Source organism: Micromonospora sp. NBC_01392 (assembly GCF_045040125.1).
In the GTDB taxonomy this organism is placed as follows: domain Bacteria; phylum Actinomycetota; class Actinomycetes; order Mycobacteriales; family Micromonosporaceae; genus Micromonospora.
In genome coordinates, this window is sequence record NZ_CP109549.1 from 28,698 (window position 1) to 50,034 (window position 21,337).

Below are 21,337 nucleotides of genomic sequence, written 5' to 3' on the forward strand. Positions count from 1 at the left end.
GTCGCATGCGGGTACTGATCGTGGAGGACGAGCCCTACCTGGCCGAAGCCGTCCGGGACGGTCTGCGGCTGGCGGCGATCGCCGCCGACGTCGCCGGCGACGGCGACACCGCCCTGGAACTGCTCGGCGTCAACGCCTACGACCTGGCGGTGCTCGACCGGGACATCCCCGGGCCCTCCGGCGACGAGGTCGCCCGGCACATCGTCGCCTCCGGCAGCGGCATCCCCATCCTCATGCTCACCGCCGCCGACCGGATCGACGACAAGGCGTCCGGGTTCGAGCTGGGCGCCGACGACTACCTCACCAAGCCGTTCGAGATGCGCGAGCTGGTCCTGCGGCTGCGGTCGCTGGACCGCCGGCGCGGGCACGCCCGGCCCCCGGTGCGCCGGATCGCGGGCCTCCGGCTCGACCCGTTCCGCCGGGAGGTCTTCCGCGACGGGCGCTACGTCCCGCTGACCCGCAAGCAGTTCGCCGTGCTGGAGGTGCTCGTCGCCGCCGAGGGTGGCGTGGTCAGCGCCGAGGAACTCCTGGAACGGGCCTGGGACGCGCACGCGGACCCGTTCACCAACGCGGTGCGCATCACCGTCTCCGCGCTGCGCAAACGGCTCGGCGAACCCTGGGTCATCGCCACCGTGCCCGGGGTCGGCTACCGCATCGGGACGCCGCCGGTGACCGGGGACGAGCGTGGGTAGGAAACCGGGGCTGAGCGTGCGCGCCAAGCTCACCCTCAGCTACGCCGGGTTCCTCGTGCTGGCCGGCGCCCTGCTGCTCACCGCCGTGTGGGTGTTCCTCCTGCGGTACGTCCCCGACCGGGCCATGCTGATCGTCCCCGGTTCCGCCGACACGCTCACGCCCGGCGTCTTTCCGGTCCGGTCCAACCTGCTGCGCGTCTTCGCGCCGCGGGCGGCCGAGACACTGGCGTTCCTGCTGGCGTTCGGGCTCCTCGGCGGCTGGATCCTCGCCGGCCGGATGCTCGCGCCGCTGACCCGGATCACGGAGGCGGCCCGGACGGCCGGGACCGGTTCGCTGTCCCGACGGATCCGCATGCCGGGTCGGCGGGACGAGCTGCGGGAGCTCTCCGACGCGTTCGACACGATGCTCGACCAGCTCGAGTCCCACGTCGCCGAGCAGCAGCGGTTCGCCGCGAACGCCTCGCACGAGCTGCGTACCCCGTTGGCGATCTCGCGGGCGCTGCTCGACGTCGCCCGCGACGACCCGACGCGGGACCGGGACGAACTCGTCGCCCGCCTGCACGAGGTCAACCGGCGGGCGATCGACCTCACCGAGGCCCTGCTGCTGCTCAGTCGCGGCGACCGCGCCGTGGTGACCCGCGAGCGGGTCGACCTCTCCCTGCTCGCCGAGGAGGCCGCCGAGACGCTGCTCCCGGTCGCCGAGCGACGCCGGGTCACGCTCGACGTCACCGGCGACGCGGCCCCGACCAGCGGCTCCGCCGAGCTGCTGCGGCGGATGGTGACCAACCTCGTCCAGAACGCCGTCGTCCACAACCTGCCCGAGGGCGGCACGGTGACGGTCCGTACCGCGACGTCCGGTGACGCCAGCGTGCTGCGGGTGGCGAACACCGGGCCTCCGCTCCCACCGGACCTGGTCCCGACGCTCGCCGAGCCGTTCCGGCGCGGGACGCGACGGGTACGCGTCGACGAGCACGCCGGCGCCGGCCTCGGCCTGGCCATCGTGCGCAGCGTCGTCCGCGCCCACGGCGGGACGCTCACCCTGGTCCCCGGCCCGGACGGTGGGCTTCTCGTCACGGTGCGACTGCCCGACCCGCCCTGACACCCCGCGGGGGACGCGGGCGGCGCGGCGCGCCGACGGAACGTCGCCTGCTCAGTGGAGGTCTCCGCCTGCCGCACAATGATTGTTGTCCACGGGTGGGAAACGGCGCACCGTCGTGTTCGGGCGCCGCGTGCTGGTGCATCCGAGGTGCATGCATGGAACAGGTCTTCGAGGCGATCGGTGTCGACGTCGTCGAGCAGGTCCTCCGTGACAGCTATGGCGGGGACATCCGCGTCGACGTCGGCGACTCTCCTCCATGGTTGCGGCTGGAGGCCGCCGCGATCACTCCGTCGGCGCGACTCGACCAGATCACCTTCGGCCTCCACTTCGACGTGCAGGCCGAAGCGCTCGGTCGGCTGGTCATCTGCCGTATCGACTCCGGCCGGCTCGCCTACCACCCGGCCGGCGGCGGGGAGACCGCATACGGCCCCGGTGACGCGTTCATTCCCGTGTCGCCGGAGCGTGGCTTCACCGCCGACTGCGCGAAGGCCGACTTCCACACGACGGTCCTCGACCCGGTCCTGCTGGAGAGCGTCGCGGAGACCGCGCCCGGCCGTCGCCCCGAGCCGGTCCGGTTCACCAGCCACCAGCCCGTCTCCGCAGCCGCCGCCGAGACGTGGGACACCGTGTACGGATACGCCCGCGAGGCGATCGACCTCGGGGTGGCCGGCGAGCCGCTGCTGGCCGGGAGCGTGGCCCGGCTGCTGGCCGCCACCGCCCTGACCGTCTTCCCGAACAACACGCTCAGCGATCCGACGTTCTCCGACCGCCGCGACGCCCATCCCCGGACGCTGCGTCGCGCGATCACGTTCATCGAGGAGAACGCGGACCGGGACATCACGCTCGCCGACATCGCCGCTGCGGCCCACGTGACCATCCGCGCCGTGCAGTTGGCGTTCCGCAGGCATCTCGACACCACCCCGATCGCCTACCTGCGATGGGCCCGGCTCGAACACGCCGATCAGGAGTTGCGCCGGGCGGATGCGACCGACGACGGCACCGTCGCCGAGACGGCCCGGCGCTGGGGGTGGGCCGACGCCGACCGGTTCACCGCCGCCCACCGGCAACGCTTCGGTTCGCCACCGACCGGGCCGCCGCACGACCGCGCGCCGTGAGCGCCGGGACGCGTACCCGATCGCTGACCGGCGGACGCCGGTGTCACCGTCGCGGGTGACACCGGCGTCGCCCGGTCGTTACGGGGTGACCACCTTGCCGCCGAACGTCACGACGAGGCGGCCGTCGGAGGCGAAGGACCAGCCGAGGGCGCCCGAGTACTGGGCGCAGCGGGACCCGTTGCTGCCGGAGAAGAACTGGTTCGAGCTGTCGGAGTTGCCGACGATCCGGTCGTTCGTGCCACCGTCGCACGAGGTGTTGTTCCGGAACACCGAGGAGCCGCCGTCGAAGTTGAAGTTGCGCTCGGTGTTGCCGATGCCGGCGTTGTTCGACACCGTCATCGAGCCGACGTTGCGGTTGTAGGTGAACCCGTGCTGGCCGTTGTCATACGCGATGTTGCCGCGCACGACGTGGTTCACGCCGATGTCCTCGCCGCCGAGCTTGAAGCCGTTGCGGTCGCCGTTGCCGGCCTGGCCGCCGTTGCTCAGCGTGCCGTTGCCGTAGGCCAGGGAGGACTCGATGGTCACCGGACCGATGGGCCCGGTGTCGCTCTTGGTGTAGAGGTCGTACCCGTCGTCGATGTTGTTGTGGGACACGGTGTAGCGGAAGACGTTGCCGGTGCCGACCGTCAGCTTCGGGGCGAAGCCGTCGGCGTCCTCACCGTCGGAGTCGGCGTTGTCGTGCGACTCGGTGCTCACCACCAGGTTGTTCGCGGGCCACTGGTCGCGGGGCGCGTTGGCGACCAGCCGCGAGAGCTGGAGCCCGGAGTCCCGGTTGAAGCGGGTCACCACGCGCTCGATGATGTTGTTGTTGCCGGCGAGCAGGATGCCGTTGTCCCCGGCCCGCTCGACGACGATGCCACGGATGTGCCAGTACGACCCGCCGACCTGGAGCCCGCGGTTCGCCGGGTCCTCACTCTGCGCCGAGAAGTTCAGCACCGGCGTCTCGCCCGGGTAGGCGAAGATGTTCTTACGCGCGCTCGACGTGCCGTTGTTGCCCTGGCCGATGGTGACGGTCTGCGTGTAACGGTAGGTGCCGCCGCGCAGGTAGATGGTGCCCCCGGCGGCGACCCGGGTGATCGCCGAGGCGAGCGTGGTCGGGTTCGCCTGCGTGCCGGCCGCGCCGTCGGTGCCGGTCGGCGACACGTAAAGCGTGCCGCTCGACGGTGGCGGGGTGGTCGGTGGCGGCGTGGTCGGCCCGGTGGTGGGCGGCGGGGTGGTGGGCCCGGTGGTCGGCGGCGGCGTGGTCGCGCCCGAGGCGTACGTCTCGAACTCGGCGATCCGCGGGGTGGCGGTCGAGCTGGTGATCTCAAAATTGATCTTGCGAAGGGAGGTGGCCGCGAACGTGACGACGCCCGCCCCGGTGCCGCTGGCCAGCGTGGCGCCGGTGTCGTTGTTGACCACCCGCCAGGAGCCGACCGCCCCGACCGCGCCGGCCGCCTCCCGGATGTTGATCGAGGCGACCGTGGTGGCGGAACCCCACTTCACCGAGATGCGGCCGGTCGAGCCGGCCGGCGACCAGTAGGTGCTCATGTCGCCGTCGATCGCGCTTCCGTAGCTGGTGCCGTCGGCCTTGCTGGAACCGTCCGCGCCGGCCCCGAGACTGAGGTTTGTGGCATTGGCGTTGATCGATGTTAAATCGAGGTCGCCGAATGCCCCCGACGCCTGGCTCACCGGTATCGTCGCGACGACCGCCACGGCGGCGAACACGGCGATCCCGCCGGTAAGAAGCTTGTGTCGCACTGCGGTTCTCACAGTTGGACTCCTCGGGAGTAGACACGGTGCGGGCACGACTCTCACCGCCCCGACACCGCATGTGGCTTCGTGTGCGCACCCTCAGCCCGGATCGAAACATCGATGAAACACAGGCTAAGAAAGCGCTTACCGGCGAGGCAATAGCAAAGACGTGCAGGTTTGTTGCATACGGGAAGGGCGCCCCGTCCGCCGTCGGCCGCTCAGGTCGGTGGGCGTGCGCGCGACCGGGACGCGCCGCCGGCCGGCCGCCGGTCGTCGGGCGACGCCGCGACGGGCCACGGCCCCCAGGGGTGACCGGAGGGTCCCGCCGCGTCGAGGAACTGTCGGGCGCGCCGACGCACCGACACGACGCCGCAGTCGGCGGCCAGCGCGAGCGCCCGGACGGCCAACCCGGTGGCCTGTTCGAGATCGCCGACGCGCAGGTGGGCGGTGGCCAGGTCGAACGCCTCGGCGGCGTACGCCCGGGCGATGCGGAAGGCCCGCAGGTCCGGGGCGAGCGTGGCGAGCAGGCCCGACAGGTGGACGGCGACGCGTCCGCCGGGCTCCCCGCGCCCCGCACCATCGGGCCGGTCGATGCCCACACGTCGGCGGCGCAGGCCCAGCTCGGCGATGCGGTCGTAGTCGGCGGTCAGCGTGCCGCCGGTGCGCAGCACGGTGTCGCACCGGCACCAGAACGCCCGGTCGGGGTGCTGCCGGCCGGTTTCCGTGCTGGCGATGGAGCTGCGGGCGTACCGCACGAGCGGGGCGAGGCGGTGCTGGGTGAGGCCGGCGGCCCTGCGCAGGTGGGCGAGCCGACGGCCGAGCGCGCGGCGCGCGGCGACGATCTCGTCGCGGTCGTCCATCAGCCACCACCCCGGCGTCGAGCGGTCACGGTGAGGGGTGACCCTAACGACCCGCTGTGACATTTTCCGCGTCCGGGCACCGGACGGGCAGCGACCACCGGTGGTTGCCGGCCCGGGTGGCGATGTCGGAGGCGATGTCGGCAGAGACCGACATTGTCGGCGGGCGGTGTCACGGGCGTGTCGGCCGGTCGGAGTCCTACGGTGCCTGCATACGCGCCGACCGGCCCTGATCCCGACCCGCCGGTCTCCCGCGCCGCCGCACGTCCACGCCACCGGCCCGCCCGCCCGTCGTTGGGAGGATCCGTCATGCCCGAAACCGACCGTTCCGATTCCGCGTCGCCCGCCCCCGCGTCGGGGGTCGACCCGGTGTTGCCGGAACTGCGGGAGATGTGGTGGGAGACCGGCGTCCGCGCCCGCGCCCAGGCCGGGCTGTTCGCCGTGTTCACCGAGCTGCCCCGCCTGGTCCGGGCCGCCCTCGTGGTGAGCTGGCGCGCCGATCGGCTGCGCACGTCCATCGTGGCGGCCTCGACCGTGGGCGCGGGGGTGATGGCGGCGTTCGGGCTCCTCGCCACGCAGCGGGTGCTCGTGGAGCTGTTCGCCGGCGGACCCACCGGCGACAAGGTACGCGCCGCGCTGCCCGCGCTGACCGCGCTCGCGGCGGCGACCGCGCTGCGCGCCGGGATGGCCACCGCGATGGGGTACGCGCAGAACGGGCTGGCCCCCAAGGTGGACCGGGAGGTGGAACGCGGCCTGTTCGAGGTCTCCACGGCGGTCCGGCTGGAAGCCTTCGACGCCGACGCGTTCGCCGACGACATGGAGCGCGCCTCCCGGGGCGCGGACTCGACCACCGGGTTGGTGCAGGCGGCGATGAACCTGCTCGCCGGGCTCGCCGGCGTGGTGGCCGTCGCGGTCGCCGTCGTGGTGGTCCACCCGTTGCTGCTGCTCGCGTTGCTGGTCGCAACCGTGCCGAACGGGTGGGCGTCGCTGCGCGCCGGGCACCTCCGCTACCAGACGTACGCCGCCGGCTCGGTGCGACGGCGGCGGTTGTGGCTGCTGCACCGGCTGATGGCCGAACGCGACTCCGCCCCCGAACTGCGCTCCTACGGCCTGCGGCAGTTCCTGCTCGACCAGTACGACCGGGTGATGGCGGTGGAGACCCGCATCCAGCTCGCGCTCGCCCGCCGGGTCACCACGACCACCACCGTCGGGGCGATGATCGGCGGGATCGCCACCACGGCGGTCTACGTCCTGCTCGGGTTGCTGCTGGTCGACGGGCAGATCCCCCTCGCCGCGGCGGCCACCTGCGTCATCGCCGTGCAGGCCGCGCAGCGGTCGCTGGCCGTGGTCACCTTCCAGGTCGACCGGGTCTACACCGAGGGACAGCACTTCCGCGACTACAGCGGCTTCATGACGCGAGCCGCCGACCACCTCCCCGCGCCCCGGGACCCGGCCGCGCCTCCCACCGCGCCGCGACGACTGCGGACGATAAGCGTCGAGAAGGTCAGCCTGCGCTACCCCGACCGCGACACCGCCGCCGTCGACGAGGTGACCCTGAGCATCGGGTCCGGCGAGACGGTGGCGTTCGTCGGGGAGAACGGCTCCGGCAAGTCCACACTCGCCACCATGATCGCCACTCTGCGTACGCCCACCGCCGGCACCATCCGCTACGACGACCGGCCGCGCGACGACTGGGACACCGACGCGCTGCGGTCCCGGATCGCGGTCGTCACGCAGGAGTACCACAAGTGGCCGTTCACCGCCGCCACGAACATCGCCATCGGCGACGTCACCACCGCCGCGGACCAGGACCGCATCACCGCCGCCGCGGCCCGGGCCGTCGCCCACGACATGATCAGCGAGCTGCCCCACGGGTACGAGACGCTGCTCGACCGTACGTTCGCCGGCGGGCAGGACCTCTCCGGCGGGCAGTGGCAGCGCATCACCGCCGCGCGCGGGTTCCTGCGCGACGCCGACGTGCTCATCATGGACGAGCCGTCCTCCGCGCTCGACCCCCGCGCCGAGGACGCGTTGTTCCAGGCCATCCGCGACCGGCAGGGACACGCCATCACCATCCTGATCACCCACCGGCTGGCCAACGTCCGGCATGCCGACCGCATCTACGTCCTGCACCACGGGCGCCTCGTCGAGGCCGGTACGCACCGGGACCTGATGACCGCCGGCGGACGCTACGCCGAGCTGTTCACCCTCCAGGCCGCCGGCTACGACACCACCACGCCGGCCACGACGCTGCCCCGCCAGCCCTCCTCCGCCTGACGGGTCCCGCCGACGCGACGTGGCACGGAATGGGCCTGACCCGCCTCCACCACAATCGCCGACCCGGGTAGTGACACTTACGCACTGACCTGCGACGATGCCTGGTTCACCCAACGGAGGGCCGTCCGCAACCGAACAACATCAACTCGGTGAATCACGAGATCAACTCGAAGCACGTGCACGGATGTGGTTAAGATCGTCGTCTGTCCCGTTGACGGCATTCCCGTTGATGGCAGTCCCGACCATCGGACGCAGGCGCAGGAAATTAGGTCTCATCGGTCATTTCCCATCGACCATCGGGCATGAGTGGCGTTGTCACGAGCCTGCATTTACCGAAGTCGGTAAAGATCCTTGGCACCGTCTAGAGAACTGGAGCATGCGTGTCTTCCATGAACAGAAGGAAGCTGATCGCGCTCGGGGCCGGCGCGGTCGCCGCGGCGGCGACCGGCACCGCGGCACAGGCCGCACCGTCCACCGACGGTGCGCGGATCGCCGCTCCGTCCGCCGCCGACCTCGCCGCCTCCCTTCCCGGGGGGTTCACGAGCAGGTACGCGGACGTCAACGGAATCCGGCTGCACTACGTCGCCGGCGGGCGCGGGGAACCCCTGATCCTGCTGCACGGCTGGCCGCAGACGTGGTGGGAGTACCACAAGGTGATGCCCGCGCTGGCCACCCGGTACCGCGTGATCGCCGTCGACCTGCGCGGCGCCGGCAATTCCAGCAAGCCCGCGTCCGGGTACGACAAGAAGACCATGGCGGCGGACATCGCGGCGCTGGCCGGGGCCCTGGGCTACGCCAAGGTGAACGTCGTCGGTCACGACATGGGCTCGATGGTCGCCTACAGCATGGCGGCGAACCACCCCTCGGTCATCAACAAGATCGCCATGCTGGACGTGGACCACCCGAACAGCAGCTACTACGAGTTCCGCATGCTGCCGGCGCCGGGTGCCCCGTTCCACCCCTGGTGGTTCGCCTTCAACCAGGTGTCGCAACTGCCGGAGCAGCTCATCACCGGCCGGTCCCGGTTCCTCGTCGACTGGATGTTCGACAATCTCCTGGTCAACAAGGCCGCGATCAACGATTTCGACCGGGCCGTCTACGCCCTGGCCTATTCGACCCCGGACGCCATTCGGGGCGGCAACGGCTGGTACAAGGCGCTGGGTCAGGACATCCTCGACAATGAGACGTACGCGCCGATCACCGTTCCGGTCCTGGGCATCGCCCACCCCATCTTCTACCCGAGCTTCGCCGCGACGCTGACCCAGCAGGCCACCAACGTGCAGCTGGTCCAGATCGACAACACCGGGCACTACTTCGTGGACGAGCAGCCCCAGGTGCTCGTCCAGCACCTGCGGGCGTTCTTCGGCTGAGCGGGTCGAGCTGAGCCGGGCTGAGGCTCCGGACGGGTGGGCGACGGACAGCGTGCCGTCGCCCACCCGGCCTGTCAGCTCGCCGCGCAGGTCAACGACGGTACGCCGTTGGTGCCGCTCGACGAGCCCAGGAAGCCGAAGGTCGTGCTACCGCCGGCACTGAGCGCGCCGTTGTAGCCGACGTTGCGGGCGGTGACGGTCGAGCCGCTGCTGGTCACCGTCGCGCTCCACGCCTGCGTCACCTGCTGCCCGTTCGCGAACGTCCAGGTCACCGTCCATCCGCTGATCGCCGAGCCACCGGCGGTCACCCGTACCTCGGCCTGGAAGCCGCCCTGCCACGAACCGGTCACCGTGTACGACGCCGAACAGGACCGTCCGTTCGACGGCGGCGGGGTCGTCGGCGGGGTGGTGGTCGGCGGCGCGGTCGTCGGCGGGGTGGTGGTCGGCGGCGTCGTCGGGGTGGTACCGACGGCGCTCATGATGGCGTCGATGATGCCCTGCTGGGTGACCGCACCGCTGCTGCGGTTGAACAGCCCGAACCCGTACGCGCCGTTGTAGCCGTTGTCCCAGTACGCGGTGGCCGCCCCGTACTTCTTGGCGGTGGACACCAGCGTGCGCGCGTAGTCCGCGCGGTACCTGTTGTTCGTCGAGTCGGCCGACGTCTTGTCGACCGAACCGTATTCACCGACGAACACCGGGTACCCACGCGAGACGAACGTGTCGCGCATCTTCTTCAGCTGGGTGTCCATGAAATCCTGCTGGCCCCAGGTCGACTTCCGGGCCGGATTGGTGGCGGCCGGCCCCCACTGCGTGATGGTGCCGTTCTCCTCGCCGGCGAAGTCCCAGGGGTCGTAGTAGTGCACGGAGATCATGAGCCGCTGCTCGTTGGCGGGCACGGACGACGACCGGTACTGGTCCGTCGGCAGCACGAAGCCGTAGTTGCCCGCGGTGTAGTCGATGTTGGTGTTCCAGCCGGGGACGAGCAGCCAGCGCGAGGTGTTGTTCCCACCGGTCCGACGGACCGTGTCCACGAAGATCTGGTTGTAGGCGTTGATGTTCGAGTAGCACGGCTGGGTGGGGTTGCCGTACTGCCCGTCGAACTCCTCGTTCATGGACTCGAGGACGAGGCGCTCGCCGTAGCTCTGGAACCTGGTCGCGACCTGCTGCCAGACCTTCTGGTACTTCTCCCTGATCGTCGTCTGGTTCGACGAGTCGCAGATCAACCACGAGCCGGTGATGGTCTTGTAGCCGTCGCCGTGCATGTTGACCAGCACGTACAGGCCGCGACCGTAGGCGTAGTCGACGATCTCCTGGATCCGGTTCAGCCAGGCGGAGCTGATCGTGTAGTTCGGGGCGGCCCCGATGTTCCCCAGGTAGGAGACCGGGATGCGGATCGTCTTGAATCCCGCCGCCTTCACCCGGTCGATGAAGGCCTGCGTCACGACCGGGTTGCCCCACGCCGTCTCGCTGGGGATCCCGTTGGCGTTGGCCTCCAGGGCGTTCCCCAGATTCCAGCCCGCACCCATGTCGGCGACGAGTTGGGTGGCGTTCAGCTGGGCGATGTTGTCCGCCGACGCGGAACTGGTCATCACGGCTGCGGATCCGGCCAGCGCCAGTACGCCGGACACCAGGGCGAACTGAACCTTTCTGAATGTGGATTTCACGAGAATCTCCTGTCTTCGAACCAACCGTCACGCTGGGTTGTCGAAGCGATTCGACGATATTCGATTGCCTACGCTGGCAGTCGATGGGCCGCCAAAGAATAGATGCATGTGCATGGATGGAGCAAGGACTCGGCCAGTCATGCATCCCCGCGTTGTCCGAGGTCCGCGTTGTCCGAGGTCCGCGTTCCCGAGCCGGTCGTGCGAGTCGCCGTCGGCGTGCGCGGTGCCATGCCGAATACGGCAGAGACACCCCGCTTCGACGACGGACCTTGGCGATTCGCGTCCGTGAGGTCCTTGCAGCTACTGGACCTTCTCCTGCTCTGCGGGTGGCACCACGCGATCAGCTTCGCCGCCCGGGCCGCCCGCGTCGAACTCGAGCCCGGAGCGGTCGCACACGACCAGACCGCCACGGAAACCCGGCGCCGCCTCGGCCGGGGGTGCCCCCACGGTCCAAGGTCAGTTGGAGTTCACCGTAGGGGCACCTGGTCGACCATGTCTGTCTGAGCGTTTTCGGTGGCCGGGAGGGCCATCGGGATCAGCCCGTGGTGCAGGAGCGGATCTGGGCTCTGGCGCCACTGTTGCCGTTCATCATCGTGGTGAAGCCGAAGGTGTTGCCGCTGCCGTTGGACCGCATCGTCATCACGTAACCGGTGCTGTCCCAACTGGGGGAGCCGTTCCAGGTAGTGGAGATCCGCTGCGGCGCGGTCACCGCCACGACCACGGTCCAGTTGCTGGCCCCCTCAACCGTCACCGAGGTGTTGTACCGGTCACCCCAGACATTGGGGGTCGTCGCCGTTGCCGTGCACCCGCCGGTGGGCGGCGGAGTGGTCGGCGTGCCGGTCGGCGGCGGAGTGGTCGGCGGCGGGGTGCCGTCCGGAGCCACCGCTCGGCCGGTGCTCGGTGAGATCATGCCCGGACAGAGGTTACGGCTGCTCAGGTTGGCCACGATCTGCGGAATCGCGTCGCGGGTGTTCTGAATGCCGTCGTGCATCAGGATCACCTGGCCGGCCTGGAGGCGGCTGGCGTTGGAGACGATCTGGCTGACGCTGGCGCCGTTCCAGTCCTGGGAGTCGACGTCCCAGATCACCTGGCGCAGGCCAAGCGACGTGGCGACCGACTGGAGGGTCGAGTTGGTCTCCCCGTAGGGCGGGCGGAACAACTGCGGCCGGACGCCGGTCGCCGACTGGATCGCCGAGTTGGTCTGGGAGAGGTCCGACTGCATCTGGCTCTGGCTCATCGAGGTCATGTGCGCGTGGTTCCAACTGTGGTTGGCCACCCACATGCCGGCGTCGACCTGGGCCCGCGCGGCGGACTGATTGCTCTGCACGTTCTGCCCGACGTTGAACATGGTCGCCCGTACGCCGTTCGCGCGCAGCACGGACAGCAGTGCGCTGGTGTTGCCGGTCGGCCCGTCATCGAAGGTGAGGCCGACGTACCCGTTGCAGGTGGCGGCGCTGGAGGGAGTGGCAGCGACCGCGAGACCGACGGCGCTCAGCGCCACGGTGGAGGCGAGCACGGCCAACCGGACGGTGAGACGCGATGTTCGGGGGGCGGACGGACGGCGGGAGCCGCCGATGCTGGCGTTCATGCGCAGGTCCTCCTTGGGACGGGTGACACCTGACGACGCATGGCATCAATCGACAGAGACGGATGTCACCGCGATTCGGAGTATTGCAGCGGCGTTTCGGAAACGTCAACGATATTTCCGGAAGTTATCCGGAGGTTTTCCGGAAGATCGGCTGTCGACCGCGACCAGCGAGCCGGCCACGGCGACACCGACGGCGCTTTGCTGCTGTACGCATGGAAAAGGGGCCGACTCGGTCTCCCGAAACGACCCCTGACCTCGACGTCACCGTCGAACAGCACCGAGCGTGCTCCTGCGGCCAGGTCGATGTCGGCAACCACGACAGCGCCACTGCTCCACCCGCAACCCCTACTACGGCCTCCGTAACGGGCACCTCCGTGACGGGCGCACGCGCGCCCTGCGCACGACCGGAGCAGCGCGTGAAGCGGTCCGGGCGCCGCCCAGGTCTGGTCCCCGCCGGTGGCGCGGTCGCCGCTCTGATTGACACCGCTCAGATCATTACCCTCTGCGACATCCTTTACAAGGACATCGATCATGGATAATATGGGCGCCAGCGGTTTTCCTAACGGGGAGGAAACATGCCAGCTGAGAGTCTTGCCGTGTCGGTCCTAGCAGATACAGCGACTTTTTCGAAAATCTGACAGCGGTTCGCTGTGAATTGGCTGGGCCACTTCAATCGTCGACTTCTCTATTGTTGAGAGTGTCCGTGCGGCGAACCCTTCCACCTGAAACAACGCGCCAGTTTCCGGGCCGATGTACGCCTTCTCTGCGCGTACACACTCTCTCCAGCCTCATAACTCCGCGGGGGGATTATGGACACCACGCAGCTACCCGAAGTGCAACACCCTTCACGACAAACGCCGCGCCACCTTTCGATCGCCCCAGCCGGGGACTTCTCGGCCGCCCGGCCATGGTGACTTCGTGCCCTCAAGGCCGCGCTCCCGTGCCGTTCCAGGCTTCTCCCGCCCCGCCTCCCACACCACCGCCGGGGCGCGCTCCGTTCGGCAGCCGCAGCCCTCGACCGGGATTCCTGTCAATCGGGCCCTGCCGCCGCGCTGCCGACAGGCGCGTCGCCCAGCACCGCACGGATACCGTTCAGGGAGCCCGGAGAGGATTGGCCATCCGCCCCGGATCTGGCGGCGCAAAGTGCGGTCCATCGACCGATGGGCATCCCGGGTGCACAACCTCCGCATCCGACCGTGACCCAACTGCGGACTGAGGTAGTCGTTCACGAGGACGCGGTAGGGCATTCTCGGAAAGCTCCGTGGCTCCGCTGCTGGCCCCGCCGCGCCACCTCGATCGCGCAGGCCATCGTCGTCCTCCAGGCCGCCGAGGACGCCCGCTACCCACGATGAAAACGGCTCATTACATGCCGGCCCAAACTCATACTCGACGAAAGCTGCCGAACCACCCTCCCAGCCAGCTGCTGCGCCGCGTCACCCACGGCAAACCCGCCCGTCGGCAGCAACGCCGCACGCTACGACACGCCCGAGTCGCACCTCTCTAAAACACCCACTCAGACGCTACCTGCGCCGACGCAGAGGCCGATCTTTCGGCGAATCCCCAGTCCAGCGCTTTGCCATCAGACTATGCAAACGCCCCGCCTTGGCTCCTGCGTCCAAGAGCAAGTACGGTGTTTGGGGTGTTGCGATTTTCGCATTTATCAATCCCAAGTCCTGGAGGCTACATGGCTGACATAATCGTGCCCGACACCGTCGCGCGAGATTTTCTAGCGACTTTCGAACGCGCGCGAACCCGGTTGTTCGACCGCCTCGAAGGCCTGACCGACGACGAGTACCTCTGGGAGCCGGCCAGCGACTGCGTCAGTATCCGCCTCGGCAACGACGGCACATTCCGTGTCACTAGTCTATTTCCGGAATCGAGTCCGGAGGTGCCGGACCCCATCACGACGATCGCTTGGCGCGTATGGCATATCGGTGCCCTCTGTCTGCGCGGATATGTGATGCACTTCTTTGAGGACGTCCCTGAGTTCGGCGACCGCCATGAGTGGCCGGGCACCGCGAAAGAGGGCGTCCAAGCGCTCGCCGAGCACTGGGACCACTTTCACTCCCGTATCGCGGCCCTCAGCGCCGAGCGCCTGTTGGCGCCGATAGGCCGGGGCCCTGGTGGTTGGGTCGATGAGACCTATCTGAAGCTCGCGCTGAAGGCTCTGGTCGAGGTCACGCATCACGGTGGCGAGATCGGCCTGCTGCGTGACCTGTACTCACGCCAAGGTGTTTGATCTCGGCGGTGGCGACCATGTCCGGCCGCGGGGCCGGACGACCAGGTTGCCCACAACTCCAGCCCTCTCGTGGTCGCCCTGTCGCTCGGAGGCTGACAAGGCTCGAACCCAGGGTGAGTGGGAGACCACTGTCGGCCGCTGCCTCCCGCATGTTTCCGGCCGCACCTCGACGACCGTGCTGGACCGCACGCTTGCGCAACTCAAGGGGGCGAGGGGAAGTGCCGCAAACCACGGGGGCGGGTAGGTCGCGTCGTTGGGTTACTCGCAGTGCTTTCCTAGATGATTTGATCCAGGCGCCGCTCTGTCCATGAATCAGCCGTAAAGCCGGCCATTTCATTGCCCACGCTTCGACAACGCTTGAGGAACAGGATGGCGAACCAATGCATGAGCGATCCAAAAGTGATGTAGGCGCGATCGTGACATGGGTGAAGGGCAACCGTGACTTCGATCAAGGACACGCGAAGGAAAGAATCTACCTGAAGACGGGCGAATACCTCGATTTCGGAATAGATAGTCGTACGGGCAGGTTCGAGCCGGGCGGGAAACCCAGTGTCGGCGCATTTGAGTTTCGCGATAACCGTCTCCTTGTCTCGAACTTCACCACTAGCTCCACCTATGTGATAGAGAATTTGGAGGGCGGGATAGAACTGGTCAAGGTTCGTCCGCGCCAGCTCAGGTTGGCGATACCCTTTGAAATGTCGCGCGTTCTCATTCCTTCTGGCGAAAATCTGACCGAGCTCACCGTCTTCGGTTCCCCTCTGCCCCTGATGGAAGAAGGGCTGTCGGCCAGGGCACCGATCCCTCCCATGGTCAATGTGGAGACGACGAGTAAGTACTTTGCGGTTCTCGTCGCCCTGTGCGAACCACGCCTGCGCGGATCTTCGATGGCGGCCGTGCCGTCCGTACAGGAGGTTGTCGAAAGGTTGAGGAGGAGCAGTCAGTTCAGAGACGCAAATCGGAGTAGCATCAATTATCACATCAACTATCTGGCGGATCAGAAGCTTCCGGTTAGCCGCTGGGTCAAGTATATGGACGAGGGGCGTAGGCACTCCAAGCGCGAGGCCCTTGTCGCATTTGCGCTCCGATTCGACATAGTCCGGGAGGAGCACCTCAATCTACTCTGACGAGGGGGCCCGGATGATGCTGGTAACCGGCTGGCATGCCGAATGCCGATCTTGGCACGGACCACAAGGCGGCGAACATGCGCACCGCTCTGCCGCGGCTGGTCGAGGGAGGGACCACCATGGAGTCCTGTCAGCGTGGAGTGAACTTCACGGGCAGACTGCTGATACCCGAAAGAAGGTTGGAGCGAACCCTCTTCGGGGTGCCCGTGAGCGCGATGTCGGCCGTGAAGCGGCACAGGGCATCGAGCATCGCCCTAACCTCGATACGGCCTAGTTCCGCACCCAAGCAGAAATGCGGACCGTAGCCGAAGGTGAGATGGCGGTTGGGTGAACGGGACAGGTCCAGGACGTCTGGTGATGCAAAGACGGCCTCGTCACGGTTGGCCGACACGTTCCACAGTGTCACAATGTCGCCCTGATTGATGGCTTGACCTGAGACGTTGGTGTCGTGCAGCGTCGTCCGTCCGAAGTGCATGGCGGGGGTTGTCCAACGCAGGAGTTCCTCCGTAGCGGTTCGGCTGTCGATGCGTCCAGAGCTCAGGGCCGCCCACTGTGCGGGGTGCTCTACCAGAGCAGCAATCGAACTGATCATTGAGAGCCGGCTGGTGTCGTCGCCCCCGATGATCAGGCTATAACAGTTCAGAACGATCTCTTCGTTGGACAGTGCCACACCAGACGCCTGGGCGTCCGCGAACGTTCCGATGACGCCTTCTCGTGGGTTCTTGCGAAATTCCTCGAGGAGATTCGAAAAGTAGACCAGTATCTCGCTTCTAGCCACTGTGGAGTCGAACGCCGTGATATCCTCGTCATCCGCACTGAGGGCTTTCTTGGTCAGAATGAGAAGTTCACCTTGATCAGCCCTCGGAACTCCAAGCAAATCGCATATCGTGCGGATCGGAATTTTCTCCGCGACGTCTTGCGCGAAGTCGCAGCTGCCTACCTCCGCAGCACGACGGACGAGGCTTTCCGTGTTCTCTCGCACTTGCTCGGCGACCGTCGACATGACGCGCGGAGAGAGCGCCTTCAAAAATACCTTTCGCAGTTCCCGGTGCCGACTTCCGTCGGTGACGGCAAGCATCTTTCCCGCCGCCGAGTCACCGCCATGAAGAAGTGTGGTCAGCACATTTCCGCGTGAAGATGCGAAGGTGGAGGTTTCTCGATAGACATACATAACGTCGTCGTATCGTGTGACGGCCCAGAAGCCGGGCCGCCCGTCGCGCGGAGCGTTCCAGAAAACCGGATGCTCAGCGCGCATTCGACGCCATAATTCGCCCTGGTCGTACCGCAGGAAGGTCTGCGGATCTGCCAGGTCCAGCGACAACAGATCAGCAGGAAGCTCCGCTATGACGTTCAGGTTCTTCGACATGCGCTTCCTCAGTGCGGCCGACGTAAAGCTCGCTGATGCTCATTGATATGAATCACCTACACGTACGGCATTGGTTATGCCAAGGCCTACAATTTCAGTAAACCGCCCTCGCGCTCAGGAAGCTACCGCTGCCGACTCCATGGACCAGTGGCTGGGCACTGACCCGGCCCGCGACCGCCAACGGCGCGTGCCATGCGGTGCGGCATGCGTCCACGTTAGCCGAGCGGCTGGCGCACGGCTCCTGACATGGGACAGGTCCCGGCCGCCAGCCGACCCTGGCGGATGTCAGGAGGCGCACACACGCCGCAAACATAATCTGTGCGCATGCCGCGCCCTTCCCCCAATACTCCCCTGCCCGGTGCCGGCAGCGCGTTCGCTCGTCTGCTACGGCGAATGGCCCCGCCGTCGCGGACAGTTGGGCGGGTCAGCACACAGGCGCTGCTCTACGGGCTGGGCTCCGGCAGCTACCTGACCATCAACGCCGTCTTCTTCACCAAAATCATTGGTCTCTCCGCCTCCGCGGTCGGCCTGGGCCTGACGATCGCCGGCATCACCACGTTCCTCGCCGCGGTGCCATTGGGCCGGGCCAGCGACCGGATCAGCGCGAAGAAGGTCTGGGGCCTGGCATCCCTTGTGGAAGCTGTCTGCTTCATGGCCTACCCGTTGGCTTCCGGATTCGCCTCCTTCCTGGCGATCGTCATGGCCATCGGAGTGTGCAAGGCAGCCGGGGGTGTGGGTTACGGCGGGTACGTGCTCAACCTCTATTCCGACGAGGAGCGGGTCGCGGGGCTTGCCTACAACCGAAGTGCGTTGAACGCCGGCTTCACCGCCGGCGCGGGGCTGGGCGGCTTGGCCCTGGCCACCGGAAGCGACACGGCGATCCGGTTGCTCCCCGTGTTCATCGGGGTGGTACTGCTGGTCAACGCGACAGTGATTCGCCGACTGCCCGAGCTGCCCAAACCGGCGCCGGCACCATCGGCCGCGCGTGAATCTCGGAGGTGGGTTGGCGCCCTGGTCAATCGTCCGTTCTTCACCCTCTCCGTCCTGAGCGGCGTGCTGTCGACGAACCAGGTAGTCCTCTCCGTGGTCGTTCCGCTATGGCTGGTGCAGGAGACCAACGCACCTCGGGTGCTCCTGGCCGGACTGCTCGCGACCAATACCTTTATGGCGGTGTCCCTGCAGTCCCTGGCCGCCCGCGGCACCGACACCGAGTCGGGCGCTGTTCGGGCGACGTACCGGAGCGCAGCCTGCTTTGTCGCCTCGTGTGTGCTCATCGCGTTCACGGACGGCACCATCGAATGGCTGACCATCGTCCTGGTCTGGGTGGCGCACGTTGTACTGACCGGTGCTGAGCTGTTCCAGGCGGCGGCGAGCTGGGGATTCACCCAGCGCTTGTCCGATCCCGCCCGACGCGGCGAGTACATGGGCATAGACCAGGTCGGCCAGACGATTGGTAGCGTGTGGGCGCCGGCCGTCTACACTTTCCTCGCGATGAATTGGGAGCGGACGGGCTGGTTCACCATCGCCGCCATCGTCGTCCTCGCCGCCGTCGTCACTCCGTTCGTGGCCCGCGCTGCCGAACGTTCGCTCCGCTGGATGATGGCCGGGAATGCCTCCGACGACGTTCCCTCTGGTCAGCACGCATAGCGCTTCGGCCACGTCAGCACCCCAGCTGCACCAGTGCCTCGACACATCCCCCGCTCCCGACGGAAACAGGTCTGCAGGTCTCTTGTCAGATAGAGGAAGCAATGGAATTCGCAGTCATTGGCGGTGGCGCTACCGGCGTGAGCCTGGCCGACGCCCTTACCCGACGGGGTTTGACGCGGGAACTCGACCTGACCATCTACGAGCCGAAAAAGGAAATCGGCCACGGCAACGCCTACCGCCCTGACCTGAGCTCATCCCTCTTGAATGGGGAAATCGAGTTCATGTCGATCCGGCGAGCCGAACCCAGGCATTTCCAGCAATGGCTGAGCCGGCATCATGACCCACGGGCGCGCGAACACTCCCGCTCTGGCTCCTTTGCCCCGCGCCACCTCTTCGGCGACTACATTACCGATTCATTCAAGCGAATCGAAGAGGCCTGGCGAGCCAGCGGCCGGCCGATTGAGGTAATTCCCCACAGCGTCGTCCACCTGTCGCTCGGCACTGACGGCGAGCGCGTGCGCTTGACCGCAGCCGATGGCCGCACACGCGAATACGACGGTGTCGCTCTATGCGTGGGCACCAACGCGCCGGCGGATGCATACGGATTGGCAGGCAGTCCGCGCTTCATCGACAATCCCTATCCGCTGCGTGTCACGGTCGAGACGATCGAGCCGCACGAGCACGTGACGGTGCTGGGGACCGGCCTGACCGCGGTGGATGTTGTGCTGGCCTTGCTCCAACAGGACCATCGCGGGCCCATCACGATGGCGTCGCGCCGGGGCCTGTTGCCCGGGGTCCGCCAGCGCTACCGCCAACTCTCCGCGTCTGTCCTCACCGAAGTTGCCGTGCTTGAGGCCGCCGCCGCCCCTGGAGGGCTTTCGCTAGCCGCGGTGCTCCGCCTGATGAACGCCGAGCTGGAAACACACGGCATCGCGCCCGAAATTCTCCACCGGGAAGTCGATCCCACCGAGGCCCCTGCCGACCGTCTCACCCGTCACGTGGACCTGGCCGAGCGTGGAGAGGTGTGGCATCCCCTGCTCATCAATGCCGCCAACGATGTGATCGAACTCGTGTGGTCGCGCTGGTCGGACGCGGAGCGCCACATGTTCCTCCGCCACTACCACCATGTTTTCCAGAGCCTGCTGCACCCCATGCCGATGGCGACTGCCACTCGGCTGCTCTCGACCATCCGATCAGGTCAGCTGAGGGTGATCGGCGGCGTGAAGAACGTGACGGCGACCATCGACGGCTTCACCGTGACCGCACGGGAGACGAGCTTCACGACTGACACACTCATCAATTCGGCCAAGAACAACATGGCCGCCCCGCCCACCGCAGCCTCCGCGCTGTGCGCTTCGGTGGTCGAGGCCGGCCTAGGGCAGTACGACCCGTTCGGCGGGCTCACCATCGACACCGCCGACAACCGGCTGATCCCGGCGGACTCGTCTGCCCCCGTCCCCGTGTTCGTCCTGGGACAGCTCGCCGCCGGCTGCCTGTACTACACCAGCTCGCTTGGCATGATCACTCGGCGCGCGGAAATGGTCGCCGACCACGTCGCGGCTACCGCCCGCTCCGGCGCGCGGAGGCACGAGCCCTAAATTTCGGCGGGGTGAAAAGAGAGCAAGGTGCTCCTACCGCACCGGGGCAAACCGGCTGCACCACCTGGCGGAACACCATCCGGAGTCCGGCACTCTGAATCGACCCTGCCCGGTGTCAGTACGCGCGTTCCCAGTGGGTGAACTAACCTCAGCCCTTAAGCATGAGCTTTGTTTCCGGCCCCTCCGACGCGCATCACCCGGGAGGTCTCATGTCCGCTGTCAGTATGCCCCGGCCCGACGATGGGGAATCTTCTGACTCGCACTGGCTCCAGGCGTTTCGCGAGGTCCTCAACTCCACTGAGGTCGACGATGACACCGACTTCTTTGAGGGGGGTGGTCATTCCATGCTGATTCCCAAGCTGTTGCTGTGTTACGAGTCACTTTCGGGTTGCCGGCCGCCGATAAGGCTGGTGTTCGAATTCTCGACACCGCGCGAACTGGAGGCGGAGATGGCCATGCTGCAGGGCGGTCGGTAGGGCAATCGGGTGCCTCGGCGGTCAGAGCGACGCTGGGGATCTCGGCTCGGGCTTATCGGGTTCGCGGAGCGGTCCACGCGAGAAACTGGATGAGGGCAATAGCCATGGTCGACTTCGAGATCGGTCCAAACAAGAACCCGCTGCCGGATGAAGAGCGCCGAACGGTTGTTGCCGCCGCCAAGTTCGGTCAGGTGTTCACGGTTCACATGATCACCCTGCGCTGGGACGAAGAGCGTGGATGGCACGACGGATGGGTCAAGGCCTTCCCAGCCCCTTTTCCTGCCGCCGTCGGCGTCGGTCTTCCACCACGGGCAGGAGATCTTCGAAGGGATGAAGGCGTACCGCCAGAAAGGCGGCACCATCGCCCTCTTCCGGCCGGAACGCAACGCCGCCCGGTTCGACGCCTCGGCAGGATCGCCGTTGGGTGCCGGACGGCGACGGCAAAAGCCTGTATCTGCGGCCGATGATGATCGCCACCCGACCGAGGCCGG

The 21,337-nt window shown here is 67.4% G+C and carries 15 protein-coding genes and 1 pseudogene; 11 read left to right on the forward strand and 5 right to left on the reverse strand.

Annotation, left to right across the window (positions count from 1 at the left end; all coding sequences use genetic code 11):
* Positions 1–5 precede the first annotated feature (5 nt).
* From OG767_RS00125 to OG767_RS00135, 3 genes are all read left to right on the forward strand, one after another.
* Entirely contained in the window at positions 6–692 is a 687-nt protein-coding gene (locus OG767_RS00125) for a response regulator transcription factor (RefSeq protein WP_405091631.1), read from the forward strand.
* On the forward strand, positions 685–1,791 hold the full coding sequence (locus tag OG767_RS00130; RefSeq protein ID WP_405091632.1) for a sensor histidine kinase: 1,107 nt from the start codon (positions 685–687) through the stop codon (positions 1,789–1,791). Before OG767_RS00125 ends, OG767_RS00130 begins: the two co-directional genes overlap by 8 nt.
* Positions 1,792–1,946: 155 nt before the next feature.
* Positions 1,947–2,906 (forward strand): helix-turn-helix transcriptional regulator, encoded by a 960-nt coding sequence (locus OG767_RS00135; RefSeq protein ID WP_405091633.1) that lies wholly within the window; start codon positions 1,947–1,949, stop codon positions 2,904–2,906.
* Between the two features lie 78 nt (positions 2,907–2,984).
* Here the strand turns inward: OG767_RS00135 and OG767_RS00140 are convergent, their stop codons facing one another.
* Positions 2,985–4,658 carry a cellulose-binding protein gene (locus OG767_RS00140; protein WP_405091634.1) on the reverse strand — a complete coding sequence of 558 codons (1,674 nt, stop codon included), beginning with the start codon at positions 4,656–4,658 and terminating at the stop codon, positions 2,985–2,987.
* Positions 4,659–5,089: 431 nt separating this feature from the next.
* Positions 5,090–5,500 (reverse strand): annotated as a pseudogene (locus OG767_RS00145) (helix-turn-helix domain-containing protein); the annotation flags it as partial.
* 306 nt (positions 5,501–5,806) lie between these two features.
* Between OG767_RS00145 and OG767_RS00150 the strand changes: the two are divergent.
* Both OG767_RS00150 and OG767_RS00155 read left to right on the forward strand, forming a co-directional pair.
* Positions 5,807–7,774 (forward strand): ATP-binding cassette domain-containing protein, encoded by a 1,968-nt coding sequence (locus OG767_RS00150; RefSeq protein ID WP_405091635.1) that lies wholly within the window; start codon positions 5,807–5,809, stop codon positions 7,772–7,774.
* Positions 7,775–8,163: 389 nt separating this feature from the next.
* Entirely contained in the window at positions 8,164–9,144 is a 981-nt protein-coding gene (locus OG767_RS00155; protein WP_405091636.1) for an alpha/beta fold hydrolase, read from the forward strand.
* Between the two features lie 74 nt (positions 9,145–9,218).
* On the opposite strand, the gene OG767_RS00160 is transcribed toward OG767_RS00155, so the two are convergent.
* Positions 9,219–10,808 (reverse strand): cellulase family glycosylhydrolase, encoded by a 1,590-nt coding sequence (locus tag OG767_RS00160; RefSeq protein WP_405091637.1) that lies wholly within the window; start codon positions 10,806–10,808, stop codon positions 9,219–9,221.
* 535 nt (positions 10,809–11,343) lie between these two features.
* Positions 11,344–12,396 carry a polysaccharide deacetylase family protein gene (locus OG767_RS00165; protein WP_405091638.1) on the reverse strand — a complete coding sequence of 351 codons (1,053 nt, stop codon included), beginning with the start codon at positions 12,394–12,396 and terminating at the stop codon, positions 11,344–11,346.
* A 1,684-nt stretch (positions 12,397–14,080) separates the two neighbouring features.
* On the opposite strand from OG767_RS00165, the gene OG767_RS00170 reads away from it, so the two are divergent.
* Both OG767_RS00170 and OG767_RS00175 read left to right on the forward strand, forming a co-directional pair.
* Positions 14,081–14,635, forward strand: a complete 555-nt coding sequence (locus OG767_RS00170) for a DinB family protein (RefSeq protein ID WP_405091639.1) — start codon at positions 14,081–14,083, stop codon at positions 14,633–14,635.
* 425 nt (positions 14,636–15,060) lie between these two features.
* Positions 15,061–15,759: a hypothetical protein gene (locus OG767_RS00175; RefSeq protein WP_405091640.1), complete on the forward strand. Its 699-nt coding sequence runs from the start codon at positions 15,061–15,063 to the stop codon at positions 15,757–15,759.
* Positions 15,760–15,889: 130 nt separating this feature from the next.
* Here OG767_RS00175 and OG767_RS00180 read toward each other — a convergent pair whose 3' ends face one another.
* Positions 15,890–17,125 carry a cytochrome P450 gene (locus OG767_RS00180; RefSeq protein ID WP_405091641.1) on the reverse strand — a complete coding sequence of 412 codons (1,236 nt, stop codon included), beginning with the start codon at positions 17,123–17,125 and terminating at the stop codon, positions 15,890–15,892.
* 393 nt (positions 17,126–17,518) lie between these two features.
* On the opposite strand from OG767_RS00180, the gene OG767_RS00185 reads away from it, so the two are divergent.
* The 4 genes from OG767_RS00185 (at position 17,519) to OG767_RS00200 (ending at position 21,313) form a co-directional block, all read left to right on the forward strand.
* The gene (locus OG767_RS00185; RefSeq protein ID WP_405091642.1) at positions 17,519–18,772 is read left to right on the forward strand and encodes an MFS transporter; all 1,254 of its coding nucleotides are present in this window, start codon (positions 17,519–17,521) and stop codon (positions 18,770–18,772) included.
* A gap of 101 nt (positions 18,773–18,873) precedes the next feature.
* A complete protein-coding gene (locus tag OG767_RS00190; protein WP_405091643.1) occupies positions 18,874–20,370 on the forward strand; it encodes an FAD/NAD(P)-binding protein in 1,497 nt (498 codons plus the stop codon).
* A gap of 209 nt (positions 20,371–20,579) precedes the next feature.
* A complete protein-coding gene (locus tag OG767_RS00195) occupies positions 20,580–20,846 on the forward strand; it encodes a phosphopantetheine-binding protein (protein WP_405091644.1) in 267 nt (88 codons plus the stop codon).
* 104 nt (positions 20,847–20,950) lie between these two features.
* Positions 20,951–21,313, forward strand: a complete 363-nt coding sequence (locus tag OG767_RS00200) for a hypothetical protein (protein WP_405091645.1) — start codon at positions 20,951–20,953, stop codon at positions 21,311–21,313.
* Positions 21,314–21,337 lie beyond the last annotated feature (24 nt).